Origin of the sequence: Pseudomonas sp. W4I3 (assembly GCF_030816195.1) — a bacterium.
In the GTDB taxonomy this organism is placed as follows: domain Bacteria; phylum Pseudomonadota; class Gammaproteobacteria; order Pseudomonadales; family Pseudomonadaceae; genus Aquipseudomonas.
The window spans coordinates 2850412-2875533 of the sequence record NZ_JAUSXS010000001.1; the positions used below are offsets into that span (position 1 = coordinate 2850412).

Genomic DNA, 25122 nt, shown 5'->3' on the forward strand with positions numbered 1-25122 from the left:
ATTCTGCTCTGGTTCGGAACAAAGCGAAAGCCTAAGGTGTGTGCCAACGCCAACCACCTGGATCGCCTGCCATGCCTAGCACCATCGAGCACTACATCAACGACCAGCGCGTGAGCCGCGATGATCGCTATCAGGACGTCTACAACCCGGCCACCGGCGAAGTCACCGCGCGCGTGGCCCTGGCCAGCCGCCAGACCGTAGCCGAAGCCGTCGCTGCCGCCCAGGCCGCCTTCGCCAGCTGGGCCGACACCCCGCCGATCCGCCGCGCCCGTGTGCTGTTCGAATACCTGCACCTGCTGCGTGAACGCAAGGACGACCTGGCGCGCATCATCGTCGCCGAACATGGCAAGGTGTTTACCGACGCCCAGGGCGAAGTCGACCGCGGCATCGATATCCTCGAATTCGCCTGCGGCATTCCCAACCTGCTCAAGGGCGAACATTCCGACCAGGTCTCCCGTGGCATGGACAACTGGACGATGCGCCAGCCGCTGGGCGTGGTGGCCGGCGTGACGCCGTTCAACTTCCCGGTGATGGTGCCGATGTGGATGTACCCGATCGCCATCGCGGCAGGTAATACCTTCATTCTCAAGCCCAGCCCCACCGACCCGAGCGCCTCGTTGTTCATGGCCGAGTTGCTGCGTGAAGCGGGCCTGCCCAAGGGCGTATTCAACGTGGTGCAGGGCGACAAGGAATCGGTGGACGCGCTGATCGAACACCCGGACGTCAAGGCCGTGAGCTTTGTCGGCTCCACGCCGATTGCCCAGTACATCTACGAGAGCGGCGCCCGTAACGGCAAGCGCGTACAAGGCCTGGGCGGCGCGAAAAACCATATGGTGGTGATGCCCGACGCGGACATCGAGCGCACCGTCGATGCCCTGATGGGCGCCGCCTACGGCAGTGCCGGCGAGCGCTGCATGGCGATCTCGGTGGCGGTGCTGGTGGGCGATGTGGGCGATAAAGTCATCGCCGCCTTGACCGAACGCGCCAAGCAACTGCGGATCACCGATGGCCGCGACCTCAAGGCCGAAATGGGCCCGATCGTGTCCCGCGCTGCCCTGGAGCGGATCAGCGGCTACATCGAGCAGGGCGTGCAAGCCGGTGCGCAATTGCTGCTCGACGGCCGCGACTACGTGCCGTCCGAGCCTGGCCTGGAAAACGGTTTCTGGCTCGGCGCCACCTTGTTCGACCACGTGACCCGGGACATGAGCATCTACCGCGAAGAAATCTTCGGCCCAGTGCTGGCCTGCGTACGCGTGGATGATTTCGCCGCCGCGGTGAAGCTGGTCAACGACCACGAGTTCGGCAACGGCGTCAGCTGCTTCACCCGCGACGGCAACATCGCCCGCGAGTTTGCGCGGCGCATCGAAGTGGGCATGGTCGGCATCAACGTACCGATCCCGGTACCGATGGCCTGGCATGGTTTTGGTGGCTGGAAGAAGAGCCTGTTCGGCGACATGCACGCCTATGGCACCGAAGGCGTGCGTTTCTACACCAAGCAGAAATCGATCATGCAGCGTTGGTCGGAGAGCATCGAGCAAGGCGCGGAGTTTGCGATGCCGGTGTCGAAGTAAGGGTTTATCTGCGCCACAAAACCTGATGTGGGAGGGGGCTTGCCCTAATGTCAGTCAGTTAAGCGAAAGGCCCCCTGTAGGAGCGAGCTTGCTCGCGAAAAACGTGTAGGCGACGCGTTCATTCTGGTTAAACGCGGTAGCCCTGAGTTCTTCGCGAGCAAGCTCGCTCCTACAATAAAGCCTTAACTGACCGGCATTAGGGCAAGCCCCCTCCCACATTTTTTGCGTGTTTGAGATCGTTCCCACGCGTGGGAACGATCGCCATCTACAGCCGCGGTCAGGCAGTGGTTCTTGTGCTGGTCAGGCACTCGATGGAGCGGTCTACCGTGGTCCTGGCAATTTCCAGCAAATGCCACACCGCCAGGATCTTCGCCCGCTCGGGATTTTGCAGCAGCTCGCCGCAGTCAAGTGCGATCGCTGACGCGCTGTCGAGCAAGCTGGCGGTGTAGAGAAGGGCGTCTTCGAAGCTCAGGTCTTCATTGACGCAGTGGAAGCCCTGGCTGGGCAGGTAGTGGTCGATGGCGCGGTTGAAGGCGGCGCGGTCTTTTGCGGGATCGAAGGGTGGGTCGGGTAGGGCTTTGTTCATGGTGTAACTCCTATTGAGCAAGAGAGCTACCGCCAACGCTGCTAAACGAGGGTGGCAGCTGTACGCGGGTTAGCAGACCGGTCAATAGGAAAACCAGCGCACCCGAAGGTGCCCCACGCACAGCCACCATAAAAGCAGAAGTGAACCGTGCGGCTATTGAAGCGGGCTGCTAAACCCGATCGCTGAAACTTAGCGACGGAGCGGAGACTAGCCACCGATTCCAACAGGCACAAGGCGGCAAGGATTGTCTAGGAAACGTCCTGCAATTAAAAGGGACACGCCTTGCTGGCCTTTTAAAAAACATGACCAAATGCCACTAATCCCCCTGTTGGAATGCAGACAAATGTGGGAGGGGCTTGCCCTAATGCCAGTCAGTTAAGCGAACGGGGCTCACTGTAGGAGCGAGCTTGCTCGCGAAAAACGTCCAGGCAACGCGTTCATTCTGAATAAACGCGGTGGCTCTGAGTTCTTCGCGAGCAGGCTCGCTCCTACAAAAATCCTTAACTGACTGGCATCAGGGCTTGCTCCCTCCCACAGGGCTATCGCCGACCCGCCCGCGTACTCACATCCACCCACACCGCCAGCACCAGAATGCTGCCCTTCACGATCATCTGCCAGTAACTGTCCACGTCCAGCATCGACATGCCGTTGTCCAGGCTGGTAATCACCAGCGCGCCCAATAACGCGCCGTACACCGTGCCCGAGCCGCCGCGCATCGAGGTGCCGCCGATAAAGCACGCGGCGATGGCGTCCAGTTCGCCCATGTTGCCCGCCGACGGTGAGCCGGCGGCCAGGCGTGCGGTGTTGACCAGGCCGGCGAGGGCGCACATCACGCCCATGATGCCGAAGATCCACAGCTTCACTGCCTGCACGTTGATGCCTGACAGCCGCGTGGCTTCCATATTGCTGCCCACCGCATACACGCGGCGGCCGAAGACGGTCTGGCTGGTGACGTAGCTGAACACGCCGAGCAGCACCAGCAGCAGCAACACCGGTACCGGGATGCCGTCGTAGCTGTTGAGGGTGGTGACAAACCCGGCCAGCACCGCGCCGATCAGCGCCACGCGCAGTACGTCGCGCACCAGAGAGTGTGCGGCCAGGCCATGCAGGGCGCGGTTGCGTCGTTGTTTCCAGGTGAGGAACAGGGTCAGCGCGAACAGCACCACGCCCAGCCCGATGCCCACGGTGTGCGGCAGGTACCCCTGGCCGACGTACACCAATGACGGCGACACCGGCGCAATGGTGGTGCCGCCGGTGATGCCCAGCAGGATGCCGCGAAATGCCAGCATGCCGCCCAGGCCGACGATGAACGAGGGTATGCGCAGGTAGGCGGTCATGTAGCCATTGGCCAAGCCGATCATCAGGCCGCACAGCGCTACCAGGCTCAGGTTGGCCAGCAGCGGGATGTGATAGACCACATCCAGGATCGCCGCCAGCCCGCCCAGCAATCCGAGCAGCGAACCCACCGACAAATCAATTTCGCCGCTGATGATCACCAGCACCATGCCGCACGCCAGGATCCCGGTGATGGACATCTGCCGCAGCAGGTTAGACAGGTTGCGCGGCGTGAGAAAGCCGCCCTCGGTCTGCCAGCTGAAAAACAGCCAGATGAACGCCACGGCGATCACCAAGGCAAGCATTTTGTAGCGGGTGAACAGCTGTTTGACCTGATTCATCTACGCGGTCTTCCGATCGTTATTGTTTTGGCTGAGCGCGGCGGCGAGCACCTGTTCCTGGGTGAGCCCCTGGTTGATGAAGTCGCCCCGCAACTGACCGTCGCCGATCACCAGCACGCGGTTGGACACGCCGAGCACTTCGGCGAGTTCCGACGAGACCATGATGATCGACACCCCTTCGGCCGCCAGCGCGCCCATCAGTTTGTAGATTTCATACTTGGCGCCCACATCCACCCCGCGGGTGGGCTCGTCCAGAATCAGCACCTTGGGCTTGGCCATCAGCATTTTCGCCAACACGGCTTTTTGCTGGTTGCCGCCGGACAGGCTGGTGATTGGCAGGAAGGGGCTGGCGGTCTTGAGGTGCATGCGGGCGATCTGCTGGTCGATGCTGCCCAGTTCGGCTTCGGCGTCGATGCGGGTCAGGTGGGCGTAGGTGTCGAGCACCGCCAGGGTGATGTTCTGGCCCACGCCCAGGTCGGGGATGATGCCCTGGCGCTTGCGGTCCTCGGGCACCATGCACAGCCCGGCGCGAATCGACTTGAGCGGCGTGCGCGTGTCGATCACTTGGCCCTCCAGCCACACCTCGCAGCTGTAGCGTCCGGGGTAGGCGCCGAACAGCGCCGACACCAACTCCGTGCGCCCGGCGCCCACCAGCCCTGCAATGCCGAGGATTTCACCGCGCCTGAGCACGAAGGACACATCGTCGACGCGTTTGCGCTTGGGGTTGTCGACGTCATAGCAGGTGACGTTGCGCGCTTCGAAGATCACCTCGCCCACCTCGTGAGGTTCGGTGGGGTAGAGGTTGCTCATTTCGCGGCCGACCATCTGCGTGATGATCCGTGGGATATCCATATCGGCCATGGCGGTGGTCGCGATGTGCTTGCCATCGCGAATCACCGCGATGGTGTCGCACACGGCGGCCACTTCATCGAGCTTGTGCGAGATATACACACAGGCCACGCCCTTGGCCTTGAGGTCGCGGATAATGTCGAGCAGCACCTCGATTTCCGAACGGGTCAGGGCCGAGGAGGGCTCGTCAAGGATCAGCAGACGCGCCTGTTTGTTGAGGGCCTTGGCGATTTCCACCAGTTGCTGGTAGCCGCCGCCGTACTGCGACACCGGCAGCGCGACGTTCATGTCCGGAACCTTGAGTTCGCGCATTAATGCCTCGGCGCGGTGCAGCATCGCCGGGTAGTTCATGCGCCCGCCGGGCAGGGTCAATTCGTGGCCCATGAAGATGTTCTCGGCTACCGACAGGTCGGGCACCAGGGTCAGTTCCTGGTGGATGATGACAATTCCGGCGGCCTCGGTTTCGCTGATCGACTGGGCCTTGAGCGGCTGCCCGTCCCAGAGAATTTCACCCTCCCAGGTGCCGTGCGGGTAGACCGCCGACAGCACCTTCATCAAGGTGGATTTGCCCGCACCGTTCTCACCGCACAGGCCGACGCATTCCCCCGGCCGTACCTTGATGTCGATGCCGTTGAGGGCGTTGACACCGCCAAAGGTTTTGACGATGCCGTTCATTTGCAGCAGGTAGTCGGCGGCCATCACGGTCATTGCCCGGCGATCTGCTCTTTGGTGTAGAAGCCGTCCTTCTCCAGCACGTCGATGTTGGCCTTGGTCAGCGGCGTCGGCGTGAGCAGGATGGTGTCGACCTGCTTGCTGCCATTGTCGTATTGCGAGCTGTAGGTAGGCTTTTCATTGCGTGCCAGTTGCACCGAGAGTTTGGCCGCCTCGGTGGCGATCAATTTGAGCGGCTTGTACACGGTCATGGTCTGGGTGCCGTCGATCACGCGCTTGATCGCTGCGAGGTCAGCATCCTGACCGGAAATCGGCACCTTGCCCGCCAGCTTCTGCGCGGCCAGGGCCTGGATCGCACCGCCGGCGGTGGCGTCGTTGGAGGCGACGATGGCATCGATCTTGTTGTCGTTGCGGGTCAGGGCGTTCTCGACAATGCTCAGGGCCTCGGTGGGGTTCCATTCCTTGACCCATTGCTGGCCGACGATCTTGATGTCGCCCTTGTCGATGGCCGGTTGCAGCACTTTCATCTGGCCTTCGCGCAGCACCTTGGCGTTGTTGTCGGTAGGCGCGCCGCCGAGCAGGAAGTAGTTGCCCTTGGGCACCGCCTGCAGCACGCCGTTGGCCTGCATTTCGCCGACTTTTTCGTTATCGAAGGAGATGTAGGCGTCGATGTCCGCGTTGAGGATCAGGCGGTCGTAAGACACGACCTTGATCCCGGCCTTCTTGGCTTCGGCGACCGCGTTGGTCAGCACCGTGGCGTTGAACGGCACGATAACGATCACGTCGACGCCACGGGAGATGAGGTTTTCGATCTGCGAGATTTGCTTCTGCTCGTTGGCGTCGGCCGACTGCACGAACACCTTGGCATCGAGCTTTTCCGCCGCTGCGACAAAGTAGTCGCGGTCTCGGGACCAGCGCTCCAGGCGCAGGTCGTCGATGGAGAAGCCGATTTTCGGATGCGCCGAATCGGCCATCACCGGCAGGGCGAGCAGGGCCAGGGCTGTGGCGAGCAGGGTACGTTTGAATGACTTCATGGTGGTGCGTCCTTTTATTGTTGTTGGAAAGACACAGGGTGGTGCGCCTAAAACTGTAGAGCGTCCTTGGGCGCTCTGTGCATAGATTTGTCGCGCAAATGTCACTGCCCTCTGTAGGAGCGAGGCGGGCGGCTAGCCCTTGCTCGCGAAAAACGTCAACGATAACGCGAGACACTGGGTTAACCCTGTCGTTCTTGCGTTCTTCGCGAGCAAGCTCGCTCCTACAGAGGGGCTTCAGGTGTAGATGAACCGGTTTACCACGCCTTCGAGCATCTCCTGCCGGCCACTCACGGCCTGCGGGTCGAGTTCGTTGGCAAACGCATGTTCGGCCAGCGACGCCAGGCTGAACTCACCGGCCAGCACCGCACGGCCCAGCGACTGGTCCCAACCGGCATAACGCTGGTCCTTGAACTGTTGCAGCTGGTCGTTCTGCACCATGGCGGCCGCGCGTTCCAAGGCCAGGGCCAGTACATCCATAGCGGCCACATGGCCGTGGAACAGGTCCACATCATCCAGGCTTTGGCGGCGCACCTTGGAATCGAAATTGTAGCCGCCGTTCTTGAACCCGCCGGCCTTGAGGATTTCATAGGTGGCCAGGGTCATTTCCTCGACGCTGTTGGGGAACTGGTCGGTGTCCCAGCCGTTCTGCGGGTCGCCACGGTTGGCGTCGATGCTGCCGAAAATGCCCAGGGACACGGCGGTGGCGATCTCATGATGAAAGCTGTGCCCGGCCAGGGTGGCGTGGTTGGCCTCGATGTTCACCTTGATCTCGTGTTCCAGGCCGTACTCATGCAGAAAGCCGAACACCGTGGCGCTGTCGTAATCGTACTGGTGCTTGGTCGGCTCCTGGGGCTTGGGTTCGATCAGCAGGTCGCCCTTGAAGCCGATCTTGTGCTTGTGCTCCACCACCATGCGCATGAACCGGCCGAGTTGTTCACGCTCGCGCTTGAGGTCGGTATTGAGCAGGGTTTCATAGCCCTCACGGCCACCCCACAGCACATAATTGGAGCCCTTGAGCCGCAGCGTGGCGTTCATCGCGCTGAACACCTGGGCGGCCGCGTAGGCGAACACTTCCGGGTCCGGGTTGCTTGCGGCACCGGCGGCGAAGCGCGGGTTGCTGAAGCAGTTGGCGGTGCCCCACAGCAGCTTGATGCCGGTTTGTTCCTGATGACGCTCCAGGTGATCGACCATTTGCGCAAAGTGGTTGCGGTATTCCTTGAGCGAACTGCCTTCGGGGGCCACATCGGTGTCGTGGAAACTGTAGTAATCGATGCCCAGCTTGGAGAAAAACTCAAACGCGGCCTCCGCCTTGCCGATGGCCAGCTCCATCGGATCACCGCTGCGCTGCCAGGGCCGCTTGAAAGTGCCCACGCCAAACATATCCGCCCCCGGCCACACAAAGGTGTGCCAATAACAGGCGGCCATGCGCAGGTGCTCACGCATGGGTTTGCCGAGGATCAGTTTGTTCGCATCGTAGTGACGAAAGGCGAGAGGGGCGTCGCTGGCAGGGCCTTCGAAGCGAACCTTCTCGACACCGGGGAAGTACGGCATGGCGTTTTCCTTATTGTTCTTGGCGGTGTCTGGATACTAGCAACAGCACCTGGGCTGCTGATTATGAAAATCACCAAGGGGTGGTGCGATTTTGTGCAGCGAGGGCTAGTCTGTCTCAACCGGCCACAGGACAAAAAAACAATGAAAACCCTACCGCCCGTTCACCGCATCGCCTTGCTGTTCAATGGCAGCAAAATCTACGACCGCGGCATCATCGCCGGCATCGGCAATTACCTGAGCAGCACCCGCGTGTCCTGGGATTTGTTTCTGGAGGAAGATTTCCTGTGCCGCCTGCGTGGCATCGAGCGCTGGCAGGGTGATGGCATCATTGCCGACTTTGATGACCCGCTGATCGGCGAGGCGCTGGCCGGGAGTCGGGTGCCGGTGGTGGCGGTGGGCGGCTCGTATGAGGACGTCAGCCAGTACCCGAAGGGGATTCCCTATGTGGCGACCGACAATCATGCGTTGATGAAATTGGCCTATGAGCACCTGATCGAGGCCGGGCTGACGCGGTTTGCCTGTTTCAGCCTGCCCCAGGCTCAGGCCAATCGCTGGGCCCAGGAGCGGGAGAAGGCCTTTCGCCAGTTGATGCAGCGCGACGGCCTGCACGTCGAGGTGTATCGCGGCCTGGGTACCAGCGCGCCGTTATGGGACAGCGCGGTGGAGCAGCAGATTGCCTGGCTGCACAGCCTGCCCAAGCCCATCGGCATTATCGCGGTGACCGATGCCCGCGCCCGTCAGCTGTTGCAAGCCTGCCTCACGGCGGGCATTGCGGTGCCCGAGGAAGTGGCGTTGATCGGCATCGACAACGACCCGCTGACCCGCACGCTGACGCGGGTGCCGCTCAGTTCGGTGATCCAGGGCACCGAGACCATGGGCCGTACCGCCGCCGCGCTGCTGCATCAGATGCTGCACGGCAAACCCTGCGCGGGCACGCAGATTCTGGTGCCGCCGGAAGCGATCAACGTGCAGGCCTCCAGCCTGCACCAGCCTTTGGGCAATCCCTATGTGATGCAGGCCTTGCTGTTCATTCGTCAATACGCCTGCCAGGGCATCAAGACCGCGCAGGTGGCGGCGTATGTCGGGGTGTCGCGCTCATCGCTGGAGTCGCACTTTCGCAAGGTGCGCGGGTGCAGCGTGCACGACGAGATCCTGCGCTTCAAGCTCGCCGCCGCCGCCAAGGGCCTGGAAAACCAGGCCTTGGCGATTGCCGACATTGCGCAGACCTGTGGCTTCAAATCGGCGCAATACCTGCACACGGTGTTTCGTCGCGAATACGGTTGCACACCAAGGCAGTACCAGCACGGCGCGGCTTAGAACACGGCCTTGACTTGCAAGCCCAGGATCAGCGCATTGTCGATGCTCTCCCCGGAAAACGCCCCCGGTTCGATGATGTACTGCATATCCGGCCTCAGCGTCAGCCAGGGCGTGGCCTGGTAGCCATAACTGAGTTCGATCAACTGCTCGGCGCTGTCCAGCCCAGGGTAGGGCCGGTCGGCATTGAACGCGGCAAGTTCCTGCACCTCGCGGCTGCGCGGGTTCGGCACGGCGCGGCCATAGCCCACGGCGACGCTGTCACGCGGGCGGCCTTCGAACGGTTTGTACAGCACCACGCCGGCCCCATACCACTTGCTGAACGGCGACGCCGCCTCGCTGGCCGCCGAATACTGGCCAAAGGCGTGCAGGCTGCGTCCCTGGGACGATGGCGAGGCCCACACGGCCTGGTCGATCAACAGGTAGTGGCCGCCGCGACCACTGACGTCCTTATCGCTGCCGATGCGTTTGACATCGGAGCTGTCGTAGTAGTAACCGAGCTTGTATTCACCCGGCAGGCTGCCGGCATGTTTGTAGATCAGCTCGATAGGCACCACGGTGCCGGTGGTGTGCTTGGGCCCCAGGTGCCAGGCGCGGCTGGCGTTGCCGTTGCTCGAAGGGTCGACATTGAACGCCGCCACGCGCAGTTGCCAGTTGGGTGAAAAATCGTATTTCACCCGTGCGCCCAAGTGCGCGTTCGGGTAGTTGGCCCAGCCGCTGCCGCCCGACATGTTCAGCGGGTGCCCGCAGAAGCCGGCGTTCATGAAGTTGCACAGAATGCCGCTGTCCAGGCCACCGAGGTCGTTGCCCATGGCCATGTAACCGAGCTTGAGGTTAAGCGCCGGGGTGAACAGCGTGCGCTCATAGCTCAGCTCGGTCAGGCGCGTATAGAGGCCGCCGTAGTTTTCCTGGATCGGCAGGCGGTTGCCCACCAGGTCGTCGGAGGCGCTGTTGCCACGCCGGTCGTTGATCGTCAGTTGGATGCGGTCGCCATGGTTCAAACCGTAGAGCTTGCCCAGGTCGAACTGCACACCCAGCTTGAGGTTTTGCGAATAGCGCGCCGAGCGGTGCTGGCCGCCGTGGGCGTTGTAGGCGGTCTCGCCGCTGTAGTCGCCGGTGAAGCGTACGCCTTGCTCATCGAGTTCGCGGCGCAGGCCACCCCAGTCGCCGGTCAGCGTGCTGTCGTCGGCCTGGGCGGGCAGGGCGGCGGCAAAGGCCAGGCCCAGCAGCAGGCGCCCAAGGGAGGTCGGAGAAGTAGGGTTCATGCGGGGATTTTCCAGACACAAAGCGCGGTGCGGGCGCACCGCGCGAACAGAGGGTGGTTACGGCAAGGCGTAGGCGATCACGTAGTCGCCACGGTCAGTGGACTGGCGCGCACCGCCGGCGGTGACGACGATGTACTGCTTGCCGGTTTTCGGTGACACGTAGGTCATCGGGCCGCCCTGGCTGCCCACGGGCAGGCGGGCTTTCCAGATTTCATCGCCGTTGCCGCTGTTGAAGGCGCGCAGGTAGAAGTCCTGGGTGCCGGCGATAAAGATCAGGCCACCCTGGGTCGACAGCGTACCGCCGAGCGTCGGCAGGCCCACCTTGATCGGCAGGTGCATGCGGATGCCCAGGGGGCCGGTGTCTTCAACGGTACCCACCGGGACTTGCCAGGCGACCTTTTGCGTCTTCATGTCGATGGCGGTCAAGGTGCCGAACGGCGGTGCCTGGCACGGAATGCCGGCCACCGACAGGAAGCGGTTCTTGTTCACCGCATACGGCGTGCCCTTGAGCGGCACGGCGCCCATGCCGGTGTTCAGCGCTTCGCCACCGGAGGCGGCCTGGGCCTTGTTCTGCGACGGCACCATCTGGATCCACAGGCCCAGGCGCATGTCGTTGACGAAGATGAAACCGTGCACCGGGTCGGTGGAAATACTGCCCCAGTTCATGCCGCCCAGTGAGCCCGGAAAGCTCAGGGATTTATCGGTGCCTGGCGCGGTGTACAGGCCGTCGTAGCGCATGCTTTTGAAGTCGATGCGGCACAGCAACTGGTCGTACGGCGTCGCGCCCCACATGTCCGATTCGGTCAGGGTCTGCGCGCCGATCTGCGGCATGCCCACCGATTTGGGTTGGGTCGGCGAGTAAGGCTCGTTGGGAATGTTCGCGGCTTTGACCGGCACTTCCTGCACGTCGGTCAACGGCTTGCCGGTGGCGCGGTCGAGCACATAGATCTGCCCGGCCTTGGTGCCGATCACCACGGCGGGTACTGCCTTGTCGCTGCCTGGCGGGGTGAAGTCGATCAGGCTGGGTTGCATCGGCAGGTCGAAGTCCCACAGGTCGTTGTGGACGGTCTGGTACACCCACTTCTCTGCGCCGGTGGAGGCGTCCAGTGCCAATACCGAAGCACCGTATTTATGATTGAGCGCGGTGCGCTCTACACCGTAGATGTCGGTGGACGAGCTGCCCATCGGCAGGAAAACCGTGTTCATCAGCGGGTCGTAGGACATCGGCGCCCAGCTGTTGGGGGTGCTGCGCACGTAGGTGCTGCCGGTGGCCGGGGCCTGTTTGTCTTGCGGGTTGCCCGGGTCGAAGGCCCAGCGCATCTGGCCGCTGATCACATCGAAACCACGGATCACGCCGCCGGGCATGTCGGTCTGGACGTTATCCGCAACGCGGCCGCCCACCACCACGGTGGTGCCGGCAATCAATGGCGCCGAAGACAATTGGTAGTAACTGTCCGGGACATTGCCGAGTCCGGCTTTGAGGTCTACCTGGCCGTGGTTGCCGAAGTCTTCGCAGAATTTACCGGTGTCGGCGTCCACGGCAATCAGGCGTGCATCGATGGTGTTGGTCAGCAGGCGACGCTGGCATTGCGCACCGGCGGCAACGCTGGCGGCGATGATCGGCGAACTGTTCGGCTGGGTCGGTTGGGCAATCGGCGCGCTGGCATCGAAATACGCCATGCCCCGGCAACGCTGCCATACCGCCGATTGGGCGTTGACCTCGTTTTTCCACAGTTCCTTGCCGGTGTCGGCGTCCAGCGCGATCAGGTTGTTGTGCGGGGTGCAGATGAACACTTTATTGCCGATCTGCAGGGGCGTCAGCTGGTCCTCGGCACCGTTGCCGTCGCTGATGGCGACGTCACCGGTGTGGTAGGTCCAGGCGACTTTGAGCTTGTCGATGTTGTCGCGATTGATCTGGTCCAGGGCGGCGAAGCGGCTGCCGCCTTCGGTGTTGCCGTAGTGTGCCCAGTCTTTCTGCGCATCGGCGGCGGCCACCGGGGTGATGCCAGGGCCGGCACCGGTCGGCGCTACGCTTGGGTGAGCTACGAACATATTGCCCGCCGCCACCGCAGCGCCCAGCGCCAGCACGGCGGCGACGCCATAGGCACCGCGCGCCGGTTTGCCAACCAGCAGCGGATAGACCAGCGCGACCACGATGCCGATCACCGCGAACATGAACAGTCGCGAGAACAGCGGCCAGTACACCAGCCCTACATCCGCGACCGCCCATACGGCCGTGCCGACCAGGAACGCGGCGAACAACCACGCACCCGCCGGCTTGCGCCGGGCAATCAGCAGCCCGGCAATGGCCATGACCACGCCACCCACCAGGAAGTACCAGGAACCTCCCAGGCTGACCAGTTTGGCGCCGCCGACGGCGAGCGCAAGGCCGAGCAGGGCGATGATCACGCCCAGGCCCAGGAGTAGGATTCTAGAGACGCCAGTGGCGCGCGATGCTCGTTTCATGTCGAAAGGACTCGAGTGAGAGAGGGCAAAGACGCGATTTTAGCAAGATAAGTAACTGGTTAGTACATTGTGCCGCGCAATAGACTGTTACGGATGCTGCGATGATGGGCCGGGGTCAAAGAAAGTAGGACGGGTAAGCCCTGATGCCGGTCAGTCAAGCGCAGAACCCTTGTGGGAGGGGGCTTGCTCCCGATAGCGGTGGGTCAACCGATATCAATGTTGGCTGGGCCGACGTCTTCGTGGGAAGGCTTTGTGTAGGAGCGAGCTTGTAGCGGTCCAGTTTTTTTGGACCACTCTGTAGGAGTATTAGGCCGCCAGCTTTTCAAAAATGGCTGGCGGCAGGTTGTTCGAGGCAGAGTGACAGCGTCGATGGTTATAATGAGCAATGAAGTCCATCACGTCCCGCTCTGCTTCGAAGTGAGTTGAGTAACCATTTTCAGGTGACCAATCGTGTTTTTGCGATCTGAAATAGCGCTCCACAACCGCATTGTCCCAACAGTTCCCGCGCCTACTCATGCTCTGCACGATCTGCTTTTCAGCCAAGTAGCTGACGAAGCGCTCAGCTGTGTATTGGCATCCCTGGTCCGAGTGAAACACCAGCTCGGGGGAAGGTCGACGCAGCCCCACAGCAAGTCGTAAAGCCTGCAATGAAAGCTCGGTATCAGCCGTCCTTGAAAATGCCCAACCAACGATTCTGCGCGAAAAAAGATCCATCACAATGGCTAGATACAACCAACTGCCACCGACACGGATATAGGTAATATCTCCCGCCCAGAACGTGTTGGGTTGTTCCGGATTAAAGCGTCGCTCCAGTACATTGGGCGCGATGTTGGACACTTTGGTGGCTCGCCGATAGTGCGCATACTGGGCCCGACGTCTCACCAGGCCCAAACTCTTCATCAAGCTGCGCATACGATGGCGCCCGACCACTACGCCCTGTGTTTTCAGGACTTTTGTAAACCCACGACTGCCCAGCGCTCCGCGATGCTCTCGGTGTAATAGCCGGATTTTCTTTTCCAGTTGGGGCTCAATTCTGCGCTCAGGTTTGGGCTGGCGCATCGCGTAATAGCTGCTGCGAGGCACGCCCAGCAAGCGGCATAGACGTCGCACCGACAGCTTTTTTGTGGCGCCCTCAATCATTTTCTTCGGCCAAACAGCACCTTTAGATGAGAGGGCAACTGCTTTTTTAGGACATCGTTCTCGGCTTCCAGCAACGCCAACCTGGCCTGCAGCGAATCAATGAGATCCTGATCCTGAGGACGCGTCGTTTGCGCTGCTCCTACCTGCTCCTTGCGCCATCGCGAAACCCAGCGTCGCAGCGCCGTCGGCCCCACACCCGTTTGCTCGCACGCCTTAGGTACTGAGTAGTTCAACTCAACGACCAGACGAATCGCTTCGGCTTTTTCTTCGGCTGTAACGATCCGAAATCCCATGACGCTTCCTTAGGTTGATACTCCTACATCATGGTCCATAAATATTGAGCCACAACAGCTTGCTCGCGAAAAACTCACAGACACCGCGTTGATTCAGAAAACACGCGTTATCGTTGACGTTTCGCGAGCAAGCTCGCTCCTACAGTGAGCACCTTTCGCTTTGTGGGCGACTGCAGACGGTCAACGAAACGCCGGCACCACCTGCTCGATAAACAGTGCCAGGGACTTCTTCTTCTCGGCATGGGGCAGGCTGTTGTCGCACCAGAAGCTGAACTCATCCACGCCCAGTTCCTGGTAGTACCGAATGCGCGGGATGATCTCTTGCGCGGTGCCGATCATCGCGGTTTTGCGCAGGCTTTCCAGTTCGAACTCTGGGCGTGCGGCAAACTTCTCTTCCGGGCTTGGCTCCAGGAAACCATTGACCGGCACGTTCTTGTTGCCGAACCAGGCATCGAAGGTACGATAGAATTTCGAGATCGCCTTGGCCCCGACTTCCCAGCCTTGCGGATCATCAGCGGCGTGCACGTGGGTGTGACGCAGCACCATCAATTGCGGGCGGGGCACGCCAGGGTTGTTGTCCAGGGCAGCCTGGAATTTGTTTTTAAGGTCCAGGACTTCTTCGTCGCCCTTCATCAACGGCGTGACCATCACGTTGCAGCCGTTTGCTACTGCGAAGTTGTGGGAGTCGGGGTCGCGGGCGGCGATCCACATCGGTGGGCTGGGCTGCTGGATCGGCTTGGGCACGCTGGTGGAGGTGGGGAATTTCCAGATATCGCCGTCGTGGGCGTAGTCGCCTTTCCACAGGGCGCGCACCACCGGCACCATTTCGCGCAGGGCTTGGCCGCCGCTCGAGGCGGGCATGCCGCCGGCCATGCGGTCGAATTCGACCTGGTACGCGCCACGGGCCAGGCCCACTTCCATGCGCCCATTGCTGATCACGTCGAGCAACGCGCATTCCCCCGCCACCCGCAGCGGATGCCAGAACGGCGCGATGATGGTGCCGGCGCCCAGATGGATAGTGGTGGTTCGGGCCGCGAGGTAAGCCAGCAGCGGCATTGGACTGGGCGATATGGTGTATTCCATCGCGTGGTGTTCGCCAATCCACACGGTGCTGAAACCACCGGCTTCGGCCATCAGGGTCAGTTCGGTCAAATCTTCGAACAACTGACGGTGGCTGACGCTTTCATCCCAGCGTTCCATGTGTACGAACAGCGAAAATTTCATGACGCTTACCTCGGATCTATTGTTATTTTCCGCAAAAAGCGGGTTCAGCGGGGTATCAAGCAGGCACCGGCAGGGTACCCATCTTGCCGTGGCAATACACCAGGGGCCCATTCGGCTGTGTCGGCACGATCAGGTTCTTGACCGAGCCAACCATGATTGCGTGGTCGCCGCCTTCGTACTCGCGCCACAACTCGCATTCAATGACCGCCGTGGCGTTGGCCAGGATCGGATTGCCCAATGCACTCAGGGTCCACTCGATGCCTTGGGCCTTGTCCTTGCCTTTGCGTGCAAAGGCATAGGCTTCGCTTTGCTGTCCGCCGGACAGCACATGGATGGCGAAGCGCTTGTTCTTGATCAGTACGGGGTAGGAGTCGGAGCTGTAGTTGGGGCAGAAAAGCACCAGGGCCGGGTCCATGGACAGCGAGCTGAACGCGCTGGCGGTGAGGCCGACGATTTGCCCGTCGTCGTCCAGCGTAGTAATCACGGTGACCCCGGAAGGAAACGAGCCCATCACTTGTTTGTAGATGGCGGCATCAATCATGGGATGGTCCTCTGCTATGAAGCGGTTTTTTTAAATTTATAGGTCTGATGGTATACCGTAATACAGGAGTTGCAAGAGCTTTTTTGGACAGGCGATATACGTGTCCTGAACCCGAAAAAGGCCTTGATTACGGGGATTTATCCCGTGATGGCGGTTTTTATCGGGGCGCTATTGCCGGATCAGAGGCGGGCTAAAACAGCGGATCAGTCTTGTTAAAATGTTGGAATACCATAATATGGTGTTCGTCTGAGGGGCGGCCATCGAGCGTCCTCCGGATGGCGTCAAACAACTATAAGATCAGACAAACGCGAGTTATTCCTATGCCTCAGATGTCCCGGCAAGACCCCCTGATCGAGCATCACACGGTCGATTACGTCCCCCTCGCAGAGCGCCACGGGAAGGCCCGCGACCTGTTCACATTGTGGTTCAGTACCAATATCGCGCCGCTGCCCATCGTCACCGGCGCAATGGTGGCCCAGGTGTTTCACCTCAACCTGATGTGGGGGCTGCTGGCGATCATCCTCGGGCATCTGCTCGGCGGTGTGGTGATCGCCCTTGCCTCGGCCCAGGGCCCGCGCATGGGCATCCCGCAGATGGTGCAGAGCCGCGGCCAGTTCGGGCGCTATGGCGCGCTGCTGATCGTGTTTTTCGCGGCGCTGATCTACATCGGCTTTTTCATTTCCAATATCGTGCTGGCCGGCAAATCCATCGTCGGCATCGTGCCCTCTGTCCCGGTGCCGGCGAGCATCCTGATCGGCGCCCTCAGCGCTACGGCCATTGGCGTGATCGGCTACCGCTTCATCCATACCTTGAACCGCATCGGCACGTGGGTGATGGGCAGCGCGTTGCTCGCCGGTTTTGTCTACATCTTTGCCCACGACCTGCCGCCGGACTTCTTCACCCGCGGCGGCTTCAACGCTGCCGGCTGGCTGGCCACGGTGTCGCTGGGGGTGATCTGGCAGATCAGCTTTTCGCCCTACACCAGTGACTATTCGCGTTATCTGCCGGCGGACATCGGCATCACCCGGCCGTTTATAGCCACCTACCTGGGCGCGACCCTGGGCACTATCCTGTCATTCGCCTTCGGCCTGGTGGCGGCACTGGCGACACCGGAAGGCACTGAAGCCATGGTCGCAGTCAAGCAAGCCACCGGCGCGCTGGGGCCGATCCTGATGGTGCTGTTTCTGCTCAATATCATTAGCCACAACGCACTGAACCTGTACGGGGCGGTGCTTTCGATCATCACCTCGATCCAGACCTTCGCCAGCCGCTGGACCCCCAGCATCAAGGTGCGCGTGATGCTCTCGAGCGTGATCCTCGCCAGTTGCTGCGTGGTGGCGCTGGGCGCTTCGGCGGACTTCATCGCGCAATTTATCGGGCTGATCCTCGCGCTGTTGCTGGTGCTGGTGCCGTGGGCCTCGATCAACCTGATCGATTTCTACATCATCAAACGCGGGGTGTACGACATCGCCTCGATCTTCCAGGCGGATGGCGGAGTGTATGGGCGGTTTAACCTGCATGCGATCGTGGCGTATTTCATCGGGATCATCGTGCAACTGCCGTTTGCCAATACGTCGTTGTATGTGGGGCCGTGGGCCAACCTGGTGGACGGCGCGGATCTATCGTGGCTGGTGGGGTTGGTGGTGACGTGTCCGTTGTATTACTGCCTGGCGACGCGCAAGCAGACGCAGAAGGTCCGAGCGGTGAAGCTGGGTTATTCGGACTGATCCTCACGTCAAATCAAATACCCGGCGCTTGCCGGGTATTTTTTTGTAGTCGGTTTTCCCTGGTGCCGTAGGCAACTTCTCTATTTCTCTCCACGCCTTCCGGCTGGTGTCCGGGCCGTATTCGCTTGCTTATATTTCCACGCCATCGCTATTGGACGCGGGATGCAGCGCATGGCGCAGGGTTATATCAACGACCATACAACTGACTACAGCAGCTTGAAGTCGCGCTTGATGGGGGGAGGCTTGAGCCGCCAGCGCTCCGACCATTTTGATGTGCTCAACCGCCACCTGCGCCATGGGCTGGTCACGCCGGGGCAATTGGTGATTATTCCCGATGCACACAGCGCGCACTGCTCCAGGGACGAGGCCTGGTTGATGCGCCATGCCGAGCAAGTGCGGCGCGACTTGGAACAGAACTCATCAGCCGGGGCCTCCGTGATCAATGACTATGACTTGCTGCAGAGCTTGCTGACCTATGGCTCGATTGGCGTCGGCAGCGCGACATCGGCATGGGCGCGACATTTGGATGAAATAGTGCATACGTTGGAGGAAATCGAGCGCTTGCATCAACGGATGAAAACGGGCGGGTTGAATCGCAATGCCTTCATTGGCCAACGGCAGATGCTGTTTGCATTGCTGGATACTCAACTGCGTGGCGCGGCCAGATTGGGTACGGGGTTGCGCAGTAATCAGTCGTTGAAGAAGGTCCTCGGGGTCTCCACCAAAAGCTATTTGCATAAGGGTGAGATTGCCGGGTATGCCCAGCGGATGGGGGCGATTGCGCAGGTGTCGAAGTGGCTGGGCAAGGGTACGTATGTGGGAATGGCGATGGACGTTGGCGCGGCGGGATTGGAGATCAAGGAGGCGTGTATGACGGGGAGGGAGGCGCAGTGTCGGCGGGCCAAGTATGTGGAGACGGGGCGGTTGGTGGGTAGCGTGGCGGGGGCTTCGATCGGGGGAGTCTATAGCGCGAAGGTTGGGCGGAGTGTTTGTAGGATAGCTTTCGCTATTGCCACTAAGGGACGCGCTGAGTTGGCCTGTGGAATTATCGGTGGCGCTGCGGGAGGGTATGCAGGAGGTTCTTTTTTGGGAGATGTCGGTGCTTTCCTGGGTGGAGAAATCCTAGAGGTCGATGGTGTTTTTTTATTTCAATCAGAGGGGGCTTAATAATGTCGCTCTTTCTTGTCTATAGCATCGTGCTGATGGCTGGGACGCACGTCCTTTTGGGGCTGATTCTATATGCCGAATATAGAAAGCTCGACGAGCTGGAAAGTTACTTCAGTGAGAACGAAAGAGTTCGTAGGCATAAACGTTTTTGGAAAAGAAACCAACGGATCGATAGGTTTCACCGTATGGGACTGATGGTTGATTTCCTGTCCGATTCAAAGCGCTTCGTGAAAGCTGGCCTCGTCACCGAGGGCGAGTTGGCGTCAGTTCCTTTAGCGCTCAGAAGATGGGCAGTGTGGCCCTATCGCAGCTGTCATATCTGGGCGGTTGCAACCGTCATCTGGGCCATTTGGTACAGGGCTTGAGGCGGCGCTCCGATGGCGGAACAGCCAGCTGCAAAAAACTCGCTGAAGGATATTCCGCTATCGGGAGCCAGCCGCTGCCACATGAAGCCTTCCAGGGCAGGCTCAATGCGCCCCGGCCGCCTTGTTCAAATCACTCTCGGCCCACTCCGTATACACACACGCGTCCGCCGTGGCCCAGCGCACCCGCACCGGGTCGCCGGCCTTGAGCGGCATGCCCGCCGCAGAGAGCGCTTTGACCGTCATCGAAGTACCGCCGAGGGTCTTCACCGCGCAGGTCTGGCTCTCGCCCAGAAACAGCACCTCCCCGACAATCGCCGAGACTTCATTCCAGCCAGCCGCCAAAGGTTGTTCGGCGGCCTGTTCGACGCTCAGCGCCAGGGCCTTTTCCGGGCGTACCATCAGTAATACATCCTGCCCCGTGTGCAGCCCGGTGGTCAGGCGGATCGACAGCGACTGGCCTTCAAACGACGCTGCCGCATTGCCCTGAGCCTTGAGCTTGAGGAAGTTGGAATTGCCCAGAAACGAGGCGACGAACGCGTTCGGCGGGTTCTGGTACAGGTCGAAACCGCTGCCCAGGCCGACGATTTTGCCGTGGCTGAAAATCGCGATGCGCTGGGACAGGCGCATGGCTTCTTCCTGGTCGTGGGTCACGTAGACGATGGTGATGCCCAGGCGCCTGTGCAGCTGGCGCAGTTCGTCCTGCAGGTCTTCACGCAGTTTCTTGTCGAGGGCACCGAGGGGTTCGTCCATCAGCAGGATACGCGGCTCGTACACCAGCGCGCGGGCGATGGCCACTCGCTGTTGCTGGCCGCCGGAGAGTTGCGAGGGGCGGCGATGGGCGAACGGTTCCAGCTGTACCAGCTTGAGCATGGCGTCGACGCGTTTCTCACGTTCGGCGCTGGCCAGTTTGCGGATGGCCAGGGGGAAGGCGATGTTGTCGCGCACCGACAAGTGCGGAAACAGCGAGTAGCGTTGAAACACCATGCCGATGTCGCGCTTGTGCGGCGGCACGTTGACCAGGGATTGCCCACTCACCAGGATCTCGCCGCTGCTCGGCGTTTCAAAGCCGGCGAGCATCGACAGGGTGGTGCTCTTGCCCGAGCCGCTGGAGCCGAGGAAGGTGAGGAACTCGCCGTCCTGGATGTCCAGGGAGATGTTGTCCACGGCGGCAAAGTCGCCGTAGTACTTGTTCAGGTTGCGCAGGCTGACCAGTGGTTGGCCGGGGTTCTGCGCGACATCTTGGATTACTGCACTCATGTTCTGCTCCTCGGCGCCTAGGCGCGGGTTTCAGTGCGCCGACGAAGGGCGGCGGCAATCACCATGACCAGTACCGACAGCCCGATCAGCAACGTCGAGGCGACGGCGATCACAGGCGTCAGGTCCTGGCGCAGGGTGGTCCACATTTTGACGGGAAGGGTTTGCAGGGTCGGGCTGGCCATCATCACGCTGAGCACCACTTCGTCCCATGAGACAAGAAAGGCGAACAGCGCACCGGCCACCATCCCTGGGCGAATCGCCGGGAAGGTCACCTTGAACACCGCCTGCAGGCGCGAGGCGCCGCAGATCACTGCGGCGTCTTCAATCGACTGGTCGAACAGCTTCAGTGAGTTGATGATCGAGATGATGGTGAACGGCAGCGCGACAATCACGTGGCTGACCACGAAGGCGAACATCGTGCCGGTATAGCCGAGCTTGAGGAACAGCGCGTACACCGCCACGGCGATGATCACCAGCGGCACGATCATCGGCAGGGTGAACAGGCCGTAGAGCAGCTCGCGGCCGGGGAAGCGTCCGCGCACCAAGGCAAAGGCGGTCGGCAAACCCAGCGCCACCGCGAAGATCGTGGTCAGAACCGCGACCTTGAGGCTGGCGATCGCGGCGTTCATCCAATCCGCGTTGGAGAAGAACTGGCCGTACCATTTGAGCGTCCAGCCTGGCGGCGGAAACACCAGCCATTGCGACGAACCGAACGACAGCAGCACGATAAACACGATCGGCAAGAGCAGGAACAGGCCAATCAAGCCGGTGGTGGTGTAGAGGCCCAGGCGCATCCTGCGGCTCATGGCGTTGGGGGTCAGGAGCATGACGGCTTACCTCGCGTTGCTGGCGCCAACCGGGGATTCCGGCTGGAGCTTCAGGTAGAAGTAGAACAGCACCAGCGTGATGAAAATCAGCAACGCCGCACCGGCACTGGCCAGGCCCCAATTGAGGAACGATTGCACCTGCTGAATGATGAACTCGGGCAACATCATGTTCTGCGCACCACCGAGCAACGCCGGGGTGACGTAGTAACCGAGGGACATCACAAACACCATCAACCCGCCGGAGAACAACCCCGGCCGACACAGCGGCAGGAACACCCGGAAGAAGTTGGTCCATGGGCTGGCGCCACAGATGGAGCCGGCCTGCAGGATCATCGGGTCGATGGCCTGCATGGTCGCCTGCAGCGGCAACACGATGAACGGAATCATGATGTAGCTCATGCCGATCACCACGCCGGTGAGGTTATGCACCATCTCCAGCGGTTGATCGATGATGCCCATGGCCATCAATGCCTTGTTGATCACCCCGGACGCTTGCAGCAAGACCAGCCACGAATAGGTGCGGGCGAGCAAGCTGGTCCACATCGACAACAGCACGATGTTAAGGATCCAGCGGCCCCAGCCGCGCGGCACCAGGGTAATCGCCCAGGCCAGCGGAAAGCCCAGCAGCAGGCTGAACAGGGTCACCAGGCCAGCCACCGAAAAGGTATTGAGCAACACCCGCGCATACGCCGAGTTGGCAAACAGCTGTTCGTAGTTGCCCAGGCCCGGCACCGGCTCCAGCACGCCGCGCAGCAGCAGGCCGATCAGCGGCGCGAGAAAGAACAGGCCGAGGAACAGCAGCGCCGGTATCAGGTTGCTCGACCCGCGCCACCGCTGCACCAGGGTCGGCATCCCGGCCTTGGCGTCAACCGCACCAGAGGCGCCGAGCGCGCCCCCGGCCGGCGTGGTTGCCGTCATTTTCATTTGACTAGCCATTCATTCCACCGTGTCGCAATGGCCGGACCGTTCTTGGCCCAGTAGGCGAAATCGAGGGTGATCTGGTCCTTGGCGTAGGCCGTCGGCAGGTTGGGTGCGAGGACTGAATCCAGGCGCTGCACGCTGTCGATGTTCACCGGGGCGTAGGCGGTCAGGTTGGAAAAGTCCGCCTGGCCCTTGGCGCTGCTGGCATTGGCCAGGAACTTCATCGCAGCCGCTTTGTTTTTCGAGCCTTTGGGCACCACGAGAATGTCGGCCATCACCAGGTTCTGCTTCCAGCTCACGCCCACCGGTGCGCCGTCTTCCTGCAGGGCGTGAATGCGGCCGTTCCAGAACTGGCCCATGCTGACTTCGCCGGAGGCCAGCAGTTGCTGCGATTGCGCACCGCCGCCCCACCAGACGATGTCTTTTTTGATGGTGTCGAGTTTCTTGAAGGCGCGGTCCAGGTCCAGTGGGTAGAGCGTGTCGGCGGGTACGCCGTCGGCCAGCAGCGCCAGTTCCAGCACGCCAGGGCTAGGCCATTTGTAGAGGGCACGTTTGCCGGGGTAGGTCTTGGTGTCGAACAAGGCGCTCCAGTCCTGCGGTTTGCCGGCGCCGAGCTTGCCTTCGTTGTAGCCGAGCACGAAGGAAAAGAAGAACGAGCCGACGCCATGGTCGGAGACGAAGCGCGGGTCGATCTTGTCGCGCTGGATCACCGAGAAGTCGAGGGGTTCGAGCAAACCTTCGGCGGCGGCGCGCAGAGCGAAGTCGGCTTCGACATCCACCACGTCCCACTGCACGTTGCCGCTTTCGACCATGGCCTTGAGTTTGCCGTAGTCGGTGGGACCGTCCTGAACCACGGTGATGCCGCTGGCTTTGCTGAACGGGTCGGCCCACGCCTGCTTCTGTGCGTCCTGGGTGCTGCCACCCCAGCTGACGAAGTTGACACTTTCCGCCGCCAGCGCTGCCTGGCTGGCCACGCTCAACAATCCCGCGAACAGCGCCGCGGTTGCACCTTTGTTCAACACCATTTTTACGCCCTCATTGTTGTGTTTATGAGCGGGCTTTGGAGTGCCCGCCTATCGGGAGCAGTCGGTCCGGATTGCCTGGTCAAGGTTGTCCGACCTATGGAATATCATATTATGGTATTCCAAACTTTGCGCAAGCACTTTGCCATACCGGTTATCCGCCAACGCTGGGTTTCCAGCCTCAGATGAAGGGTATGCTTTCCACGACTTCCAAGTCGTAACCGGTCAAGCCTGCGTATTTCAGCGGTGGTCCGAGGTGACGCAGTTTGCCCACGCCCAGGTCCTGCAATATCTGCGCGCCGGTACCCACTTCCGAATAAATCCGCGACTGCGACCGGCTGAACTGACGCGGCGCCTGGGTCAACTGCGGTACGCGTTCCAGCAGTGCCTGGGACGATTCATGGTTGGCCAGCACCACCACCACGCCGCTGCCTTCTGCTGCCACGCTTTGCAGGGCGGCCCACAAGGTCCAGTTGGACGGCCCACTGTAGTCGGCGCCGACCAGGTCGCGTAGCGGGTCGATCACGTGCACACGCACCAGTGCCGGTTCATCGCGGCGCAGTTGGCCCATGACCATGGCCATGTGCACGCCGCCGTCGATGCGGTCTTCAAAGGTGATCAGGCGGAAGGTGCCGTGCACCGTGGGCAGGTCGCGTTCGCCGATGCGTACCACGGTGCGCTCGGTGCTGAGGCGGTAGTGGATCAGGTCGGCGATGGTGCCGATCTTGATCCCGTGCTTGCGTGCAAAGACTTCCAGGTCGGGGCGGCGGGCCATGGTGCCGTCGTCGTTCATCACTTCGACAATCACAGAGGCCGGCGCGTGCCCGGCCAGGCGCGCCAGGTCGCAGCCGGCTTCGGTGTGGCCGGCGCGGGTCAGCACGCCGCCGTCCCTGGCGCGCAGCGGGAAAATATGCCCCGGCTGCACGATGTCGGCGGGGCCCGCGTTGATGTCCACAGCCGCTGCTACAGTGCGTGCGCGGTCGGCGGCGGAGATGCCGGTGGTCACCCCGGTGGCGGCTTCGATGGACACGGTAAACGCAGTGCTGAACACGCTCCCATTGCTGGGCACCATCTGCTCCAGGCCCAGGCGTTGGCAATGTTCATCGGTGAGGGTCAGGCAGATCAGGCCACGGGCTTCGCGGGCCATGAAGCTGATAGTCTCGGCGGTGCAGCACGCAGCGGGCAGCAGCAGATCGCCTTCGTTTTCCCGGTCTTCGTCGTCGACCAGAAGGACCATCTTGCCCTGGCGGTAGTCTTCGATGATGTCTGCGATGTTGTTGAAGGACATGAAAGGTGCTCAACTTTTATGGTTGTGTGTATTATGGTATACCACAGATTCTAAACAAGAGGATGTCCCGATGAAGGCCTATTGGATTGCCCATGTGGATGTGTCCGATGCAGAGCAATACACCCAGTACACCCAGCGCGCACCGGCGGCGTTTGCGAAGTTCGGCGGGCGATTTCTGGCCAGGGGCGGGCGCAGTGAGGCGATGGAAGGCGGGCCGGCACGGCAGCGCAATGTGGTGATTGAGTTTGAAAGTTATGAGCAGGCGGTGGCGTGCTATGAGTCCGCCGAATATCAGCAGGCCAAGGGGCACAGAGCGGGGGCGGGAGAGGCGCAGATCATTATTGTGGAAGGGCTGGCGCCCTAGGT

General features: G+C 61.3%; 21 protein-coding genes. 6 read left to right on the forward strand and 15 right to left on the reverse strand.

Translation table 11 applies throughout. The annotated features are described in order from the left end of the window. Positions 1-71 precede the first annotated feature (71 nt). Entirely contained in the window at positions 72-1571 is a 1500-nt protein-coding gene (locus tag QF045_RS13240; RefSeq protein WP_306492577.1) for a CoA-acylating methylmalonate-semialdehyde dehydrogenase, read from the forward strand. Positions 1572-1848: 277 nt separating this feature from the next. Here the strand turns inward: QF045_RS13240 and QF045_RS13245 are convergent, their stop codons facing one another. The 5 genes from QF045_RS13245 to xylA all read right to left on the reverse strand — a co-directional run bounded on the left by QF045_RS13245 (position 1849) and on the right by xylA (position 7939). After that, a complete protein-coding gene (locus QF045_RS13245; protein ID WP_306492578.1) occupies positions 1849-2157 on the reverse strand; it encodes a DUF6124 family protein in 309 nt (102 codons plus the stop codon). Positions 2158-2696: 539 nt separating this feature from the next. Continuing rightward, entirely contained in the window at positions 2697-3833 is a 1137-nt protein-coding gene (locus QF045_RS13250) for a sugar ABC transporter permease (RefSeq protein WP_306492579.1), read from the reverse strand. Next, positions 3834-5390: a D-xylose ABC transporter ATP-binding protein gene (xylG, locus tag QF045_RS13255; protein WP_306492580.1), complete on the reverse strand. Its 1557-nt coding sequence runs from the start codon at positions 5388-5390 to the stop codon at positions 3834-3836. It abuts the gene before it with no gap. After that, positions 5387-6388, reverse strand: a complete 1002-nt coding sequence (gene xylF, locus QF045_RS13260; protein ID WP_306492581.1) for a D-xylose ABC transporter substrate-binding protein — start codon at positions 6386-6388, stop codon at positions 5387-5389. Before xylF ends, xylG begins: the two co-directional genes overlap by 4 nt. 234 nt (positions 6389-6622) lie before the next feature. Next, positions 6623-7939 (reverse strand): xylose isomerase, encoded by a 1317-nt coding sequence (gene xylA / locus QF045_RS13265; RefSeq protein ID WP_124386161.1) that lies wholly within the window; start codon positions 7937-7939, stop codon positions 6623-6625. Positions 7940-8080: 141 nt separating this feature from the next. On the opposite strand from xylA, the gene QF045_RS13270 reads away from it, so the two are divergent. After that, positions 8081-9256, forward strand: coding sequence for a XylR family transcriptional regulator (locus tag QF045_RS13270; protein ID WP_306492582.1), 1176 nt, complete (start codon positions 8081-8083; stop codon positions 9254-9256). Here QF045_RS13270 and QF045_RS13275 read toward each other — a convergent pair. The 5 genes from QF045_RS13275 to QF045_RS13295 form a co-directional block, all read right to left on the reverse strand. Then, on the reverse strand, positions 9253-10518 hold the full coding sequence (locus tag QF045_RS13275; RefSeq protein WP_306492583.1) for a carbohydrate porin: 1266 nt from the start codon (positions 10516-10518) through the stop codon (positions 9253-9255). The two genes, QF045_RS13270 and QF045_RS13275, sit on opposite strands and share 4 nt — an antisense overlap. A 57-nt stretch (positions 10519-10575) precedes the next feature. Beyond that, on the reverse strand, positions 10576-12984 hold the full coding sequence (locus QF045_RS13280) for a glucose/quinate/shikimate family membrane-bound PQQ-dependent dehydrogenase (protein ID WP_306492584.1): 2409 nt from the start codon (positions 12982-12984) through the stop codon (positions 10576-10578). A gap of 306 nt (positions 12985-13290) precedes the next feature. Beyond that, a protein-coding gene (locus tag QF045_RS13285; protein ID WP_306492585.1) for an IS3 family transposase occupies positions 13291-14417 on the reverse strand; the annotation gives its coding sequence in 2 pieces (ribosomal slippage) (positions 13291-14165 and positions 14165-14417; 1128 coding nt in all). A 180-nt stretch (positions 14418-14597) separates the two neighbouring features. Then, positions 14598-15641, reverse strand: a complete 1044-nt coding sequence (locus QF045_RS13290) for an LLM class flavin-dependent oxidoreductase (protein ID WP_306492586.1) — start codon at positions 15639-15641, stop codon at positions 14598-14600. A 55-nt stretch (positions 15642-15696) separates the two neighbouring features. Then, entirely contained in the window at positions 15697-16182 is a 486-nt protein-coding gene (locus QF045_RS13295) for a flavin reductase family protein (RefSeq protein ID WP_306492587.1), read from the reverse strand. A gap of 320 nt (positions 16183-16502) precedes the next feature. On the opposite strand from QF045_RS13295, the gene QF045_RS13300 reads away from it, so the two are divergent. The 3 genes from QF045_RS13300 (at position 16503) to QF045_RS13310 (ending at position 19441) form a co-directional block, all read left to right on the forward strand. Continuing rightward, a complete protein-coding gene (locus QF045_RS13300; RefSeq protein WP_306492588.1) occupies positions 16503-17909 on the forward strand; it encodes a cytosine permease in 1407 nt (468 codons plus the stop codon). A 171-nt stretch (positions 17910-18080) separates the two neighbouring features. Further along, on the forward strand, positions 18081-19076 hold the full coding sequence (locus tag QF045_RS13305; protein ID WP_306492589.1) for a hypothetical protein: 996 nt from the start codon (positions 18081-18083) through the stop codon (positions 19074-19076). A 2-nt stretch (positions 19077-19078) separates the two neighbouring features. Next, positions 19079-19441 carry a hypothetical protein gene (locus QF045_RS13310; protein WP_306492590.1) on the forward strand — a complete coding sequence of 121 codons (363 nt, stop codon included), beginning with the start codon at positions 19079-19081 and terminating at the stop codon, positions 19439-19441. Between the two features lie 102 nt (positions 19442-19543). Here QF045_RS13310 and QF045_RS13315 read toward each other — a convergent pair whose 3' ends face one another. The 5 genes from QF045_RS13315 to ribBA form a co-directional block, all read right to left on the reverse strand. Next, complete coding sequence (locus QF045_RS13315; RefSeq protein ID WP_306492591.1) at positions 19544-20698, reverse strand: ABC transporter ATP-binding protein; 1155 nt, start codon at positions 20696-20698, stop codon at positions 19544-19546. Positions 20699-20715: 17 nt separating this feature from the next. After that, a complete protein-coding gene (locus QF045_RS13320; protein ID WP_306492592.1) occupies positions 20716-21525 on the reverse strand; it encodes an ABC transporter permease in 810 nt (269 codons plus the stop codon). A 6-nt stretch (positions 21526-21531) separates the two neighbouring features. After that, entirely contained in the window at positions 21532-22461 is a 930-nt protein-coding gene (locus QF045_RS13325; RefSeq protein WP_306492593.1) for an ABC transporter permease, read from the reverse strand. Continuing rightward, positions 22446-23471 carry an ABC transporter substrate-binding protein gene (locus QF045_RS13330; RefSeq protein ID WP_306492594.1) on the reverse strand — a complete coding sequence of 342 codons (1026 nt, stop codon included), beginning with the start codon at positions 23469-23471 and terminating at the stop codon, positions 22446-22448. The genes QF045_RS13325 and QF045_RS13330 overlap by 16 nt, the downstream gene beginning before the upstream one ends. 178 nt (positions 23472-23649) lie before the next feature. Beyond that, a complete protein-coding gene (gene ribBA, locus QF045_RS13335; RefSeq protein WP_306492595.1) occupies positions 23650-24756 on the reverse strand; it encodes a bifunctional 3,4-dihydroxy-2-butanone-4-phosphate synthase/GTP cyclohydrolase II in 1107 nt (368 codons plus the stop codon). 70 nt (positions 24757-24826) lie between these two features. Here ribBA and QF045_RS13340 point away from each other — a divergent pair, with 70 nt between their 5' ends. Then, positions 24827-25120 carry a DUF1330 domain-containing protein gene (locus QF045_RS13340; protein ID WP_306492596.1) on the forward strand — a complete coding sequence of 98 codons (294 nt, stop codon included), beginning with the start codon at positions 24827-24829 and terminating at the stop codon, positions 25118-25120. The last annotated feature ends 2 nt before the right edge of the window (positions 25121-25122 follow it).